This is a genomic window from Nitrosomonas sp. (genome assembly GCF_019635155.1).
Classification (GTDB): Bacteria; Pseudomonadota; Gammaproteobacteria; order Burkholderiales; family Nitrosomonadaceae; genus Nitrosomonas.
Genome location: NZ_JAHBZY010000016.1, coordinates 70273 through 85663, shown reverse-complemented (window position 1 = coordinate 85663; position 15391 = coordinate 70273). Strand labels below are relative to the sequence as shown.

15 protein-coding genes are annotated in these 15391 nt (G+C 49.5%); 9 read left to right on the top strand and 6 right to left on the bottom strand.

The features are described 5' to 3' along the window. Positions 1–143 precede the first annotated feature (143 nt). Both KF839_RS11480 and KF839_RS11475 read left to right on the top strand, forming a co-directional pair. Positions 144–377 carry a hypothetical protein gene (locus KF839_RS11480; protein WP_292917980.1) on the top strand — a complete coding sequence of 78 codons (234 nt, stop codon included), beginning with the start codon at positions 144–146 and terminating at the stop codon, positions 375–377. Between the two features lie 82 nt (positions 378–459). Then, the gene (locus KF839_RS11475; RefSeq protein WP_323802068.1) at positions 460–816 is read left to right on the top strand and encodes a type II toxin-antitoxin system VapC family toxin; all 357 of its coding nucleotides are present in this window, start codon (positions 460–462) and stop codon (positions 814–816) included. Here KF839_RS11475 and KF839_RS11470 read toward each other — a convergent pair. The 3 genes from KF839_RS11470 to yjgA all read right to left on the bottom strand — a co-directional run bounded on the left by KF839_RS11470 (position 813) and on the right by yjgA (position 2455). Then, positions 813–1025 carry a hypothetical protein gene (locus tag KF839_RS11470; protein ID WP_292917979.1) on the bottom strand — a complete coding sequence of 71 codons (213 nt, stop codon included), beginning with the start codon at positions 1023–1025 and terminating at the stop codon, positions 813–815. The two genes, KF839_RS11475 and KF839_RS11470, sit on opposite strands and share 4 nt — an antisense overlap. A gap of 91 nt (positions 1026–1116) precedes the next feature. Continuing rightward, positions 1117–1845: an endonuclease/exonuclease/phosphatase family protein gene (locus KF839_RS11465; protein ID WP_292917978.1), complete on the bottom strand. Its 729-nt coding sequence runs from the start codon at positions 1843–1845 to the stop codon at positions 1117–1119. Positions 1846–1903: 58 nt separating this feature from the next. Then, positions 1904–2455, bottom strand: a complete 552-nt coding sequence (gene yjgA / locus KF839_RS11460; protein ID WP_292917977.1) for a ribosome biogenesis factor YjgA — start codon at positions 2453–2455, stop codon at positions 1904–1906. Positions 2456–2506: 51 nt separating this feature from the next. Here yjgA and pmbA point away from each other — a divergent pair, with 51 nt between their 5' ends. Further along, complete coding sequence (gene pmbA / locus KF839_RS11455; RefSeq protein WP_292917976.1) at positions 2507–3865, top strand: metalloprotease PmbA; 1359 nt, start codon at positions 2507–2509, stop codon at positions 3863–3865. 28 nt (positions 3866–3893) lie between these two features. Here pmbA and KF839_RS11450 read toward each other — a convergent pair whose 3' ends face one another. Then, the gene (locus KF839_RS11450; protein ID WP_292917975.1) at positions 3894–5594 is read right to left on the bottom strand and encodes an L-lactate permease; all 1701 of its coding nucleotides are present in this window, start codon (positions 5592–5594) and stop codon (positions 3894–3896) included. Between the two features lie 160 nt (positions 5595–5754). Between KF839_RS11450 and KF839_RS11445 the strand changes: the two genes are divergently transcribed. The 3 genes from KF839_RS11445 to KF839_RS11435 are packed head-to-tail and all read left to right on the top strand — an operon-like array spanning position 5755 to position 8565. Beyond that, on the top strand, positions 5755–6519 hold the full coding sequence (locus tag KF839_RS11445) for a (Fe-S)-binding protein (protein WP_292917974.1): 765 nt from the start codon (positions 5755–5757) through the stop codon (positions 6517–6519). Continuing rightward, positions 6516–7928, top strand: coding sequence for a LutB/LldF family L-lactate oxidation iron-sulfur protein (locus KF839_RS11440; protein WP_292917973.1), 1413 nt, complete (start codon positions 6516–6518; stop codon positions 7926–7928). Before KF839_RS11445 ends, KF839_RS11440 begins: the two co-directional genes overlap by 4 nt. Further along, the gene (locus KF839_RS11435) at positions 7921–8565 is read left to right on the top strand and encodes a LutC/YkgG family protein (RefSeq protein ID WP_292917972.1); all 645 of its coding nucleotides are present in this window, start codon (positions 7921–7923) and stop codon (positions 8563–8565) included. Before KF839_RS11440 ends, KF839_RS11435 begins: the two co-directional genes overlap by 8 nt. 5 nt (positions 8566–8570) lie before the next feature. Here the strand turns inward: KF839_RS11435 and KF839_RS11430 are convergent, their stop codons facing one another. Further along, a complete protein-coding gene (locus KF839_RS11430) occupies positions 8571–8801 on the bottom strand; it encodes a sulfurtransferase TusA family protein (RefSeq protein ID WP_292917971.1) in 231 nt (76 codons plus the stop codon). A gap of 359 nt (positions 8802–9160) precedes the next feature. On the opposite strand from KF839_RS11430, the gene KF839_RS11425 reads away from it, so the two are divergent. Further along, positions 9161–9979, top strand: coding sequence for a hypothetical protein (locus tag KF839_RS11425; RefSeq protein WP_292917970.1), 819 nt, complete (start codon positions 9161–9163; stop codon positions 9977–9979). 237 nt (positions 9980–10216) lie between these two features. Here KF839_RS11425 and KF839_RS11420 read toward each other — a convergent pair whose 3' ends face one another. Next, complete coding sequence (locus KF839_RS11420; RefSeq protein ID WP_292917969.1) at positions 10217–13831, bottom strand: PAS domain S-box protein; 3615 nt, start codon at positions 13829–13831, stop codon at positions 10217–10219. 307 nt (positions 13832–14138) lie between these two features. Between KF839_RS11420 and KF839_RS11415 the strand changes: the two genes are divergently transcribed. Next, a complete protein-coding gene (locus KF839_RS11415; protein WP_292917968.1) occupies positions 14139–14822 on the top strand; it encodes a zinc metallopeptidase in 684 nt (227 codons plus the stop codon). A gap of 130 nt (positions 14823–14952) precedes the next feature. Beyond that, positions 14953–15387: a type II secretion system major pseudopilin GspG gene (gene gspG / locus KF839_RS11410; RefSeq protein WP_292917967.1), complete on the top strand. Its 435-nt coding sequence runs from the start codon at positions 14953–14955 to the stop codon at positions 15385–15387. The last annotated feature ends 4 nt before the right edge of the window (positions 15388–15391 follow it).

The following is a 15391-nucleotide window of genomic DNA, read 5'->3' as shown; positions in this document are numbered from 1 at the left end:
GTGAATTACCTGATCAGTTCTCAATGGTTGTTGATACATATGTGTTAAGATAAATTCGCATAGATTGCCGCTCAATGCGTTTGGATGGCTGCCGGAGGTCATTGAAACTTTCTTAGCGGATTAGGGTTGAACGGAGAATAATGATGGCAACCAGCAAGCAAGACACCCAAACGTTGATCGACAAGATAAGGTCGCTGCCTACCGACCGGATCGCGGAAGTCGAGGATTTCGTCGATTTTTTGAAAACGCGGATGGAACAGCAAGCAACGGCAAACAAGGTTAATCAACCGCTGGTTTTTCCTGTGGTCAGCGTAGGCAAGTGGCCGGAAGACTTGAGTCTGCACCGCGAGGACATGTACGGCGACGATGGCCGTTAAGGGCGCTGGCAACGCGTTGTTCATAGACACCAACATGCTGGTGTACGCCAATGTGCTGGAAGCACCGCTCCATTGAGGCGCGCTGTCTGCTATCACAATCGCCTTTGAAGATGGACGGAAACTTTGGATCAGTCGTCAAGTGATTCGGGAATACCTAACCACCTTGACCCGGCCACAAGCCTTCGGCACAGTGCCGAAACAAACGATTCTGATCCAGGTAAAACAGTTTCTGGAACAATTCAATGTCGCCGATGACAACCTGGCGGTGACAGAAAAGCTCCTGAATTTGATGACACGCTACCAAATCGGCGGCAAAAAGATCCACGACGCCAATATCGTCGCCACGATGCTGGCCTACGGCATCCCGGCCATCCTTACCCATAACACCAAGGATTTTGAACGCTTCGGCGATATCGTTATAGTCGAGAGCATTGATTAATACATTGCTGTCGCATCGCTAACCCACTCTACGTGATCGTCATGCCCGCGAAGGCGGGCATCCACCACAGCCTTTGCCGAATCGCCGGATTCCCGTTTGCGCGGGAATGACAGCAAATCCAGTTCGCGCTCTGATTTCACCGATAAAGATTCAATCACTAAAATTATGCGGTTGATTTGCAACTTCAAAGCATAACCCAGCATTAACATTGTTTGAAATTTCCTCAACCTTGGATGAGTACACGATACGCAAGTTTTAACTGTTATCCTGCATTCTGGCGAGTATTCTATTTCTTTAGCTTTAGCAACGATTTCCCTTTGGTTCAATGTCATCAGCTATGTGCACGATAATTGGCATGTGATCACTATGCTCAATCCAATGGGTGAAAATACCAACTTCCAAAGAGGCTCTTTCCAGTAGAGTTTCTGACAGAAACGCATAATCAATATGATACGACTTGTCTGAACGTCGATACATGAAGAAGGTCGGTGTATTCTCCATGCCTTGATTTTCGCCCCGTTCATGATGATAAAGACTTTTAAGGCCAATTTCCTGTAGAAGCCGCACGACATCACTATGATTCCACCAGCGATCCCAAACATCCCAGCATGTGTTACTGTTTAGATCGCCGATAAGAATAGATTCTGGCTGCACAAGGAAACTCTGATGTCGCTGCAGATACTTCCAGAGCTGGCCAATATAGCGAAAGGTCGGAGAATTCGCCTGCCGGGTCCAGGCAGCCAGCAACGAAATTCGATTGGCTACGATGCAAGGAAGAAAAAATTCAAGCGGGCCGGGATCAAGATTCACTCGTTCCAGAGATACATCCGGTTTTACAAAAACTCCCAACCCCCGATTCTTATTACTACCGATCCACAGATAGTTTTGCGCCCATTTACGGTATGAAACATCTGAGCATCTGGTAGGGTCTTCACATTCTTGAATAATGCAGATGTCTGGATCGAGCACGGAAAGTATGTCCAGCTTCTTCCTTAAAGCACCATTACAGTTCCAGCTCACAATTTTCATGAGTACCGATCAAAGTTGAATTACGCCTAATTCATTGGAAATCGCTTCTGCATGACAATCAAACCTCAACAATAATCCCCTGCAACTCCTGAAACAGCAACCGGAAACTCTTCGGCGGTTTTTCGGCGGCTTTTTCTTTTTGCGCGTTGCGGATTAGTAATCGCAGGTGCTGTAGGTCGGCTTGCGGGTATTGCTGGGCGAATTCGGTCAGTGCGTGTTCGTCGTTCAGCAAGCGTTCGCGCCAGCGTTCGAGCTGGTGCAGCCGGGCGGTTTGGTGTTTGGAGGTTTGTTGCCAGGAATCGAGTTTTTGCTGAATCGGCGATGCGTCGACTTCGCGCATCAAGCGCCCGATGTATTGCAGTTGCCTGCGGCGTGCGCCGTGTTTGTTCATGGAGCGCGCCAGCAAAATGGCGTCGACCAAAATTTCCGGCAAATCAAACTCGGTCAATTTTTTCGGATCCAATTCCACCAGTTGCTCGCCGATTTCCTGCAAGGCGTGCATGTCTTTTTTACGGCGCGTTTTACTCAGCGCGATTTCTTCGTTATCGTCGTATTCCGGTTCTTTTTGCACGGTAAGCTGTGTAATGCAGTATCGAGAAGCTGTTATCATAGCGCTTTCCTAATTTTGAAAATCGCTTAATTTTTGTCCCGATAGCATGTCATGAATAACTTACCCGATTCCGATCTCCGTTTCTCCTATCCGATCAGCACGTTACAGCAAATCGCCGGCGACATTCTGAAACAAGCCGAAAAAGGTGGCGCTACATCGTGTGAAACCAATGTTTCCGATGGTTTTGGCCAGACCGTCACGGTGCGGCACAATGAAGTGGAAACGATTGAATACAACCGTGACAAGGGCTTATCGGTTACCGTCTACATCGGACAAAAACGCGGCCACGCCAGCACTTCCGATTTCTCGCCGCAGGCAATCAGCGACACCGTCGCCGCGGCGTTGTCGATCGCCCGCTACACTGCTGACGACGACTGCGCCGGATTGGCGGATGTTGAATTACTGGCGAAAGACTATCCCAATCTTAATCTGTATTTTCCGTGGCAAATCGGTGTTGAAGAAGCCATTGAACTCGCCAAGCGATGCGAGCATTCCGGATTCACCGCCAACAAGCTTGTCGCTAATTCGGAAGGCGCCACTGTTGCCGTCAGCGAATCGCAGTTTATATATGCCAACAGTCTCGGGTTCATGGGTGGTTACCCGCTATCGCGCCACAGCATCAGTTGCGCGATGATCGCCGAGCAAGGCGACAGCAAACAGCGTGATTATTGGTACAGTGTGGTCCGCGATGCGGCGGATCTGGAAACGGTTGAAAGCATCGGACGAAAGGCCGGGGAACGAAGCGCGGCACGCTTGGGAGCGAGAAAAATCGATACCTGTGAAGTGCCGGTTTTATTTGAAGCACCGATCGCAGCGGGTTTGATCGGACATTTTGCTTCCGCAATATCCGGTAATAATTTATATCGAAAATCCTCTTTTCTGATCGACAGCATCGGCCAACAAGTCTTTACGCCGGATATTCAGATTCTGGAGTTGCCACATGTGCACAAAGGATTGGCGAGCGGTCCTTTTGACGATGACGGTGTCGCCACCTTGGATCGCCATGTGGTAGAAAACGGCATCGTGCAAGGTTATTTCCTGGGCAGCTACTCCGCGCGTAAACTCGGGATGCGCACCACCGGCAACGCTGGCGGCACGCATAATTTAATCATGAAAAATAGCGCACCCTTGCCTTTCAACGATCTTCTGAAACAAATGGGCACCGGATTGCTCGTCACGGAGCTACTGGGGCACGGCATTAATCCGGTGACTGGCGATTATTCGCGGGGTGCTTCCGGGTTCTGGGTCAAAAATGGCGTCGTCAGTCATCCGGTGGAAGAAATCACCATCGCCGGCAATCTCAAGGACATGTTCCGCGGCATCGTCGCCATCGGCGATGACATCATCGTACGCGGCTCGAAACAATGCGGCTCGGTATTGATCGACCGCATGACCGTGGCAGGCGGTTGATAACTACCGCGGCAACACGGATCGTTTTTCAACGGCTTGTTAAAACATCCGTAACGCCAACGCCATAAATCGCAAGCACTGCAATCATTCCCACCACTGTCAAATAATACAGCGTCGGAATAATAGTCATGCGGATGGTTTCCCCTTCGCGTCCCAGCAAGCCCACGGTCGCGGAAGCCGCAACCACATTATGAATCGCGATCATGTTACCGGCTGCCGCACCAACCGCCTGCACCGCCACCAGTAATGCGCTGGATACGCCGATCAACTGCGCGGCATCGAATTGAAATTGCGCCAACATCAAGTTCGACACCGTATTGGACCCGGCAATGAAAGCACCCAGCGCCCCCACCGACGGCGCAAAGAACGGATAAATCGCGCCGACGCCGTCGGCAACCAATTGCGCCATCGCCTGCGGCATGGCCGGCAAATCGGCCAGATTCACACCGGAATTAATCAGAATGCGCACCATCGGTACCGTGAAAAGCAACACAAATCCGGCACCCAGCAACGTTTGCGTTGACTCCCTGATTGCCGCCTTAAATTCGGGGAATCGCATGCGGTGCAAAAAATAAGTGATCAGCACCACCAGGATCATCAATCCACCCGGTTGGTAGAAAAGCGCGATACTGCCGGAAATGCCGGATTCACCAAGGATATCGTTCCATTGCAACACCCCGTGCTGATTCAAGAACGCTTTGATCCCATCATTAACTCGCGACAACACTAATAACAGCGCCAGCAAAAAATACGGACACCACGCTAAAACGATCGGCATCGGCGTTTTTTCGGCCAAATTCTCCAGTCGAACATCGATACTGCCCAACCATTTCGACGGCCAATCGTCAGTCGCCGGAAAATCCCACGATGACTTCGGTATCAGAAAACCGGTGCGCACCGCCGGTACCACGATTATCAACCCGATCATGGCGCCTAACAACGAAGGAAATTCCGGTCCCAGAAAAACACCCGCCAACGCATACGGCACGACAAACGCCAATCCGGCGAAAATCGCAAATGGTGCGATTGCCAATCCTTCCCGCCAGGAACGATATTCTCCGAAAAAACGCGTCAGCATCATGCACATCAGCAATGGCATCAGAACGCCCGCAGCGGCATGAATCAATGCGACTTCCGACGTAATCAACCGGTAAAACGCATCCCAGCTTGAATCTTGTGCAATCAATTGATCGCTAATGGCGGTTTGATCCAATCCACCGGTAATCCCGACCACGATCGGCGTACCGACCGCGCCAAACGATACCGGCGTCGATTGCACCATCATCCCGGCCATGACCGCCGCCAGCGCAGGAAAACCCAATGCCACCAACAACGGCGCAACTACCGCCGCCGGCGTGCCAAACCCCGATGCGCCTTCGATAAAACACCCCAGCAGCCACGCCACAATCACCACTTGCACGCGCCGATCCGAACTGATGCCGGAAAATCCGCGACGGATTGCGGTAATAGCGCCGGAGTACTTTAAAGTATTAAGCAACAAAATTGCGCCGAAAATGATCCACAAAATCGAACCGGTCAGAATCAATCCCTGCAATGCAGATGCAACAACGCGATTGACCGTCATATCCCAGGCAACCAGCGCGATCGTCACCGTAACGGCAAACACCAGCGGCATCGCGCGGCGCGCAGGCCAATTGAATCCCACCAGCAATACCGCAGCCAGCAGCAACGGCAAAAACGCCAGCATTGAAAATATCGATTGAGGCATGGTTGATCCTATGAATGCTTGCAAAACCCGACCCGGCAGTATAACAAACACCCCTCACTCCGGATTATGGGTAAATTCCCGCATATCTTTCGATGCAGATTATATTTATTATTCGATTACGGGAATAATCATTTGCCTGTCACCCAAGGAACTGTCAACGATGTCTGAGAAAACTGCAACCTCCAAGCCGGATACGGTGTATCTATTCGGTACTTGCTTGATCGATTTGTTGTACCCGCAGGCTGGCGTAGCTACCGTCAAATTGTTACAGCACGCGGGTGTGCGCATTATTTATCCGCAAGCACAGACCTGTTGCGGGCAACCGGCGTGGAACAGCGGTTATCGCGAGCAAGCGCTGGCTGTCGCACGGGCACAATTGGAGTTATTCCCGAAACCGATTCCGATCATTGTGCCTTCGGCTTCCTGCGCGAGAATGATGAAATTTCAATACGCGCGGTTGTTTGCCGGTCAACCGGATGAAGCCGAAGCACGGAAAGTTGCCAGCCGGGTATACGAATTGTCCGGATTTCTGGTCGATGAGTTGAATATTCAATTGCATGACTCGGGCGCTCCGCTTCGTGTCGCGGTGCATACCTCCTGTTCGGCGCGGCGGGAAATGGCGGTTGCAAATAAGATTCCCGAGTTGCTCAAGCATTTGCACAACGTCGATGCGGTAGAGCCGCAGCATGCTGAAGAGTGCTGCGGTTTTGGCGGCACATTCGCCATCAAACAACCGGAAATCTCCGCCGCCATGGTGCTGGAAAAATGCCGTCATATTTGCGCCACCGGCGCGCAACAACTCGTCAGCCAGGATTACGGTTGTTTGATGAACATCGGCAGCGCACTTGAGAAACAAGGAGTCGCATTAGCGCACCAGCATATCGCCGAATTTCTGTGGGAAAGAATACAGGACCGCGACCCATGACTTCGGAATTCCGCCGGAATGCCACCTCTGCGTTGCAGCAGGATGATGTTCAAACCAATCTCAACCGCGTTGTTCACAAACTTCGCGAACACCGTCAGGCCGCTTGGATAGCAGCGGATGAATGGCGGCAATTGCGCCGTCATTGCCAGGCAATTCGCGAAAATGCAGTGCGTAAACTCCCGCAATTACTCGAACAATTGGAAACCAATTTGATTCGTAACGGCATCCAGGTTCATTGGGCGGAAACAGCCGAACAAGCCAATCATGTCGTGCTGAGCATCATGCAGCGCCACGATGCCAAGCTGATTATCAAAGGTAAGTCGATGGTTTCGGAAGAAATCGCATTGAATCATTTTCTGATGCAACACGGGATTCAGGCGTTGGAAACCGACCTTGGGGAATTCATTATCCAACTTGCCGGGGAAAAACCGGCGCATATCATCGTGCCGGCTTTGCATAAAAACCGCCGGCAAATAGCCGAGCTGTTGCACCGCCACTTTCCCGGCTATGCTTACACCGAGGATGTCGATGAGCTGGCGCAACTGGCGCGCAAAATTCTGCGTGATCATTTCCAGTTCGCGCGCGTCGGCCTGACCGGTGTGAATTTTATGATCGCGGAATCCGGCACCCTATGCTTGGTGGAAAACGAAGGCAACGGCCGCATGTGCTCGACCATTCCGCCCGTGCATATTGCGGTCACCGGTATCGAGAAAGTGGTCGAAAAACTCAGCGACATTCCGCCATTGCTGAGTATTCTCACACGCTCCGCAACCGGTCAGCCGATTACGACCTACTTCAATATGATCAGCGCTCCACGCCAACCCGGTGAAAAAGATGGTCCGCGAGAAGTGCACGTGGTATTGCTCGACAATGGCCGTTCCACTAGCTATCGCGACCGGGAATTGGCAGCAACCTTACGCTGCATCCGCTGCGCGGCTTGCATCAACCACTGCCCGGTGTATCAACATATCGGCGGCCATGCATACGGCACCGTTATCCCCGGACCGATCGGCAGCATTCTTGAACCTCAGCAGCGCGGATTGGATCGGTACGGCGAATTGACGCAAGCTTCGACATTATGCGGTGCATGCACGGAAGTCTGCCCGGTGGGTATCCCGATTGCCGATATTCTCAACCGGCTGCGCTGGGATGCAACGCGGCAAGATGCTGATTGCAGCACGCCCGGCGCCGGTAGCGGATACATCCCGGCACAAACCGCTCTATGGAAACTATGGGCGTGGCAATGCACCCATCCCGGCGCTTACCGCCTGAGTACCCGGTTGGCCACCCGGCTGCGAGTCGTTTTGCCGGGTTATTTTGATGCGTGGACAAATGTCCGTACCATGCCGAAATTGGCAAAAACAACGCTTCACGAACGACTGAAAGCTTTAGGAATCGATCATGAATAATGCTCGCGACAATATTCTCAAGCGCCTACACGACTACCGGATATCGGAGGAAATACCGGCGGATTCCGACTATGCAAGCCACCATGATTGGAATACCGAGGAACGGATAAAACGTTTTAGCGATCGCATGAAAGCCGTTCATGCAGAAATTCTGAATGCTACTGCCGATTCCTGGCTCAATGAGCTTGCCAGCATTTGCAGCCGCAAAAACTTGAGAAATTTGCTGTTATCACCGCATTCTCAATGGGGAAAACAAATTGCCGCGCAAGCGGAACGCTTTCCGCCTTTAAAGTATTTTTCGCAACCCTTTGAGGCTTGGAAAAATGAGCTCTTCACTGATGTCGATGCGGCATTTACCGGCGCTTATGCCGGCATCGCCGATACCGGAACGCTGATCATCCAGCCCAGCCCGGACGAACCGCGCAGTTGGTCGCTGGTTCCGCCGGTGCATATCGCCATTCTTGAGCAACACCGGATCTGCACAACCTTCACGGAAGCAGTGGCGCGCGGCTCGATCGAATCACCGCTGCCCAGCAACCTGTTGCTGATCTCGGGACCTTCCAAATCCACTGATATCGAACAAACGTTGGCATACGGCATTCATGGGCCGCAAGCACTCATTGTCATTCTGGTATAAAACAACTAGCGTTTCTTCAATACGAAAACAAATTCATGAGCATCTTGCGACATGAACAGCAATTCGTGACCGGTCTGTTCGGCGAATACCTGAAAATCAATGACCGAGCCTTTATCGGTGGTGGTAATCCGCAGAATTTGCCCGCTCGACATCATGGCGAGCGACTGTTTGGTACGTAAAATCGGCAGTGGACACACCAAACCGCGGGCATCCAATTCCTTATCGATATCTTGCATTTTCTAATACGTTTGTTGGGGTCGAAGATTCATAAATTACCGCTATTAAAAAATCAAGAGGGCGGAATTATCTGCAGCAACCGGCTGACAATCCATTTAACATGCAGAAACCTTTGCACGGTTACTACGCGGCACGGTAATTGCGTTAAAAATTTACGGAAAATGCTCATTTACTCCGTGTAAACTCCGCTTTTTCGCAATTTTTTGCCTTATTCTCGTACCGCTCATGACACCGTGCAAAGATCTCATGCAATGTGACTTTTATCACAGACCTCGGCATTGGTTCTTCTTATACTCGTAAAAGCTACTAATAGTTAATTCCCACTTTTGTTGCAATCTTCTCTTAAGCAGGAGGCCATATGCCAGTTGCCAATCCTTCTCTAAAATCAGCAGCTCATAAATTCAACCTATTCATCCTATTGGGATTGTTATCAACAAATCCGGCGCTTGCAGCATCATTCGTGCTGGATAGTTTCGATGCGCCGACACCTAAAGAATTCACCGTGGTCACTACTGCCGGCGATTCCAGTGTACCGGGCGCAACCAGTGAAATTCAAACTGCAACACCATCCGTACCCGGCGGTATCCGTGAAGCTTTGTTACATGTCTACAACAATCCGCTCCACAGCGTGTCCGTACTGCAAGTTGGCGAAGGCAATCTCAGTGTCGCGCAAGGAACCGGCGCCATGGCTGAAACGTTGATCAGTTACGGCGCTTTTACCAGACCGACCGGCGATCCATCGGTTGGCGGACCGCTGCTAGGTTTGGATTTATCGGATTATAACGCGTTGCAGTTTGATTTTACCGGTGTGGAAGATGCATTGAACCTTGTCGTTGTTTTTTATACGGCGGAACCGCTTGATCCGTCCAGTCCGCTATATTACTCCCAGTCCGGCATAAACATCGCGCCCGATATTCCGGGAGGCCCTTTATCAGTAAATCTCGGCGTATCCAACAATTCCGCCTTTAATTGGGATCACGTAGACGGCATCACGATTCTAATCAACCGCTCCGGACCGATACCGAGCACTTCGTACACGCTGGATCAAGTGAGTTTTGAAACAATAACCCCCGTTCCGGAGCCGCAAGCCTGGATTATGCTGCTTATCGGGTTATGTGCATTACCGTTAGTCAAATCGCGCGGTTCTCAGCAATCGTTAGCCAGACGATCAATCTAGCGCCGATCACCTCCAGGCTGACTATTGAAGAACCTATCGGTGACTGCCGCTGCTACGATCACAAGCAGGATAACCTCGCGGCACAACAGATAACAATTTAATGGTCAGCCAAACCCTTTCGATCTTCTTAAGGCAGTACCACAAAAAGTAACGAACAACGACAAGCAAGGCGAAATAGGTGATCACCATTCACAGCATGATAAAAAAACAGAATAAATAAACGGTACCGTCGACCGCTCATTGTTGCACCTCATCACCGGCCCATTGATCATCAGCGGGTTCTTTCTTACTGAAAAGCATCATCACGAGATTTGCCAAACCCGATGGTATAAAAGGTTTGTGCAAAATCGCCAAGTCACTATCTGTTTCGATTTCTTTCGAAAACTCTGGATCCATGGGATTGGTTATCAATATGATTTTGGGTCTGAGAGATGCAGGCAGCGCCTTTTCAATCGCCTTGATCATTATATGATCCATACCGGCGGAGCGTACGGTAAACAGCAACAAATCGTACTTCATCGAGCGCTCACCGGTCAGTTGTTCAACCGCCCGGCTAACACTTTCTGCAGCAGTCACCTGCCAGCCAAACGATCGCACTGTTTCGGCAAGTATCTCCCGCATCGCGAGATGATCGTCAACAACAAGTACGTTTAACGCGCGCAGCTTATCCGGAATAGTCACCCAACGCTGAGTGTCAACATCCATCCGCTGCAATTTGACGGTACAACGGAAACAACTGCCTTTACCATATTCACTTTCGACGGTAATGTCGCCCCCCATTTTTCGAGCCAATCTGCGCGAAATGGAAAGACCCAGGCCTGTCCCACCAAAACGGCGCGTAATGGAGGAATCCGCTTGCGAGAATGCTTCGAAAAGATATTCCATTTGTTCCGGCATGATCCCGATACCACTGTCGCTCACGCTGAAAACCAGTCGCACGGTATCCGCATCATCCGTATTTTCGATCGTGATGCGGATAATAACTTCACCTTGATCGGTAAACTTAATCGCATTATTGATAAGGTTCACTAATATCTGGCTCAACCGGAGCGGATCGCCGGAAAAGTGTCGGGGTACATCGGATGCTACGTAAAACATGACATCGATGGTTTTATCCTGTACCGCCGTTGCACCGATCGCCGATAAATTCTCCAGAATTTTATCCAAATCAATCGGGATGCTATCCAGTTCAATTTTATCGGCTTCAATCTTGGAGTAATCCAAAATATCGTTAATGACACCGAGCAAAATTTTGGAGGATCCTTCGATATTCCGGAGAAACATGCTTTGACGCGCATCGAGCGTTGTTTTTCCCAGTAAATACGCCATTCCCAGAACAGCGTTCATAGGCGTACGGATTTCGTGCGACATCATCGCAAGAAAACGGGTTTTGGCAATGTTAGCGGCTTCCGCCTGATGACGCGCTTCGATGAGCATCGCTTCGCGTTCCTTACGTTCCGTAATATCCTGATGCGTGCCAAACATCATGAGCGGTTTACCATCTTCCGTCCAGTTTGTGACCTTGCCGCGATCCAGCACCCAGATCCAGTGGCCTGCTTTATGACGCATCCGTGCTTCGAATTCATAATGAGAGGTTTTTCCGGAAAAATGCTCTTTAAGGAGTATTTCAGATTTCTTCAGATCATCCGGATGCGCATATTGCAACCAGGTTTCAATTGAAGTCGGCGCCAGCTCTTCGAGTGTGTAACCGATAATACCGGCCCAGCGTTCATTAAAAATCACTGCACCCGTTTGCACGTTCCATTCCCAAGTACCCGTATGCGTGCCTTCAATAATATTCGACAAACGCAAGTGCTGATATTCGATTTCTTTTTCGCGCAACTTCCGTCCGGTAATATCCCGTGAAGATGCATATATCAGTTGCTTGCCCGAGATCTCTATGCGTCGCGCATTTATCTCGACGTCTATAAGAGTGTCATCCTTGCGGCGGTGCAATGTTTCGAAAACACGTGGGACTCTTGAAACCTCGCGCACAGCATCAATCAATTTATCTTTCGGAATCATGGCGTCCCAATCCATGACATTAAGCCGGGCGGTTTCCTCGTTGGAATAACCGAGCATCTTCGCAAACGAATGACTGAATTCCATAATATTGCCGTCTTCATCCAGAATATGCACACCATCACTGGCATGTTCCAGCAGGGTCGCAAACTTTAGCGAGATGTTTTTCAGCTCGGTAACATCCGTCGCATAACCATTCCATATAATACTGCCGTCGGCTTGTTTTTCCGGTTTAGAGTGGGCATTTATCCAGCGGTATTCATGATGCGTCGTAATGATGCGGAAATCAGCATGCCAATCGTTCATGGTAATAGCGGATTCCTTGATCGAACGGCTGACCAACTCGGAGTCCTGCGGATGAATCATGGAAAAAATGATTGATGCATCGGTCATCACGCTTTCAGGTGTTATGCCAAAAATTTCGAAAATACCTTTGCTGGCATACGGCACGCAACTATGCCCGTCCGGGAATAACTGAAATTGATACATAAAACCCGGAATATTATTGGATAAGTCTTGCAGAAACTTATGATTGCGGATCAATTGCAATTCCAGATTCTTCCGTTCCGTTATATCCACAAAAGTAATCAGCAGATTCTCGGCTTGCTCTGCGGATTCAAAAACCGAAACAGTGCTCAATACATTGCGCTTGGAACCATCTTTACGTTGAATTTGCACTTCCAATGGTTCGGCATCTTTTTTCTCCGATAAGGCTATTTCCAAATTTCTCGAACAAGTTGTTTTGACCCATTCCCGGTAGTCCTGGTCCGGATAAGCTTGCAGCGCCCAATCATCCAGGGTCGGAATTTCCTCAAGGGTATAGCCGAAAACTCTCACAAATGACTTATTTGCAAAAATTATGTGCCCTTGCGCGTTACACACAACCTTGGGAATGGGTGACGAATCAATAATTCTGTAAAGATTGGCTTCGCTGTTACGCAACTCACTTTCAACCCGATTCCGGTCGGAAAACAGTACAGTGACAAATTGCGCGGTCAATGCGATACCCAGAACGAAGACATTCATGTCGAGTATGTGCAGAACAAACGGACCAAACCCGCGCGTTGTTTCAAATAAAGCGAGAATGGTAATCACGCAACAGATCAGCGATACCACGACCAAATCGCCTTTTATCGCAATCCACAATAGCAACGGCACATAAATAACCAGTGCAAGCGCAATGCCGCTAAAATCGGAATTGCCAAAGATCAACCACGTCGCCGGCAACATCAAAAGAAGCGGTAGAATCGCTCGCATGATGGATTGAGGAAAATTTTTCAAACCATTGGCAGGCGACAAAAGTGCCAGCAAAAAAGATGCGACCAAGAGTTGGCCAAGGCAGTTTCCAAACCACCAGTTGATCCAGACCAGGAAGAAATCTTGCGCAGGCTGTACAACATCAAAGTAGAACAGTGTCAATGTGGCAAAAGTCGCGCTGAAAGGCTGCAGAATTAAAAAAATCAGCGCTACAAAACGCCCAAAATGCTGCGTGCTGTTCAGCGCGGGATCGATTTTCCAATACCTGAACAAAGTCACACCCAGAATAGCTTCCAAACTATTGACAAGCGCAATGATCAGCGAAGGTAACACGCCAAGTCCGGTACTAATCGCGAGCGCCAGTTGTCCCATGAAAACTCCCGGCCAAACACGCCGCCCAAGTAAAACAATCATGGATAGCGCAATACCCTCGGAAATAAAAAAGACCGGTGTGACGATATAATGGGAGACGGTGATAAAGAAACTGAGATGGCCAAAAACAAAATATAAACTGGCAAGCCCGAATAGTTGAATGAAAAAACTTCGATTGAAAAAATAATTGCTACTTGTCATTACAAGTTACTGAATAAATTAATAACACTAAAATCATAGCCTTTGAATGAGCAAAAACTGCTTCGCGGATAGTATGAGATACGTATCCTGATCCTGATTTCAACGCAACAAACTGAGCACAGCAGCTCTTCAGAGCCTTCCTAAGAAAAGAATAAACACCTTTTGCTTTCATTGATTACACAATTGAAAAAATAAATTTTTGGTAAGCTGATCGATCGATAATATGATCGGACTCGCGTAGCGCATCCGCTGAAATTACTGGAAAATAGCGGGCGGAACCATTTTTCTTAGCCGATATCAGAGCTTTATGCTTTATTTGATACTTATCATTACTATTATCGCAGTAATCGTCGGACCTTCCTATTGGGTTAAACATACACTTACAAAATATAGCCATCCGGAAGATCGTTATCCTGGCACCGGCGCGGAATTGGCGCGTATCTTGTTGGATTGGGCTAAATTACCCGCGGTAAAAGTTGAGTTGACGGATCAGGGCGATCACTACGATCCGATTGCAAAAACAGTCCGGTTGACGGCGGACAAATATAACGGTAAGTCGTTGACCGCGATCACCGTTGCGGCACACGAGGTCGGTCATGCGATTCAGGACCGCGATGGCTATGTGCCGTTGAGACTACGCACACGGTTGGTGGAAATCGCCGCTCCGGTGGAGAAACTGGGGGCAGCGATTTTAATGATCACTCCGGTTATTACCATCGCCACCAAGGTTCCAATCGCCGGTGCTCTATTTTTAGCGGGCGGTCTGTTAACATTAGGCTTTGCAACTATCATTCATTTCATCACCTTACCGATGGAATTGCACGCCAGCTTCGCGCGCGCATTGCCGATGCTGGTGCAGGGCGGATATTTGATTGAAGGGGATGAACCGCATGCCCGGAAAATATTACGGGCGGCGGCTTGGACTTACGTTTCGGCTTCATTGATGACGTTGCTCAATATTGCCCGGTGGTGGACAATTCTCCGGCGATAATACTCCGGCGATAATAGTGAATATCTTTAAGATTCTATTATCTTATGATACATGCCTTCTTGACCCTGTCATATAAGCAACTTACCATGTGACAGTTAATATTATAACTTTCACTCGTTAAAGGAAAAACATGATGTATCTGGTTAGGCATCAAAAAACAAATAATATGCTCGGTTTTACGTTGCTTGAATTACTCGTTGTAATGGTTATTATTGGTTTACTCGCTGCCTATGTCGGACCGAAATACTTTTCCCAAGTCGGCAAGTCTGAAATTAAAATGGCGCAGGCACAAATTGATGCTCTTGAAAAAGCTTTGCATCAATACCGCTTGGATGTCGGCAGCTACCCGGCGACAGAACAAGGCTTAGCTGCGTTGGTTACACGACCCAGCAACGAAGCGAGGTGGCAGGGCCCTTATCTTTCCAAGCTGCCCCCGGCCGACCCGTGGGGACGCCCCTATGCTTATAAGTACCCGGGGGACCGCGCCGAATTTGATTTGCTTTCCTACGGCAAGGACGGCCAACCAGGCGGTGAAGGTGAAGCGGCTGATATCACGAACTGGTAATCAT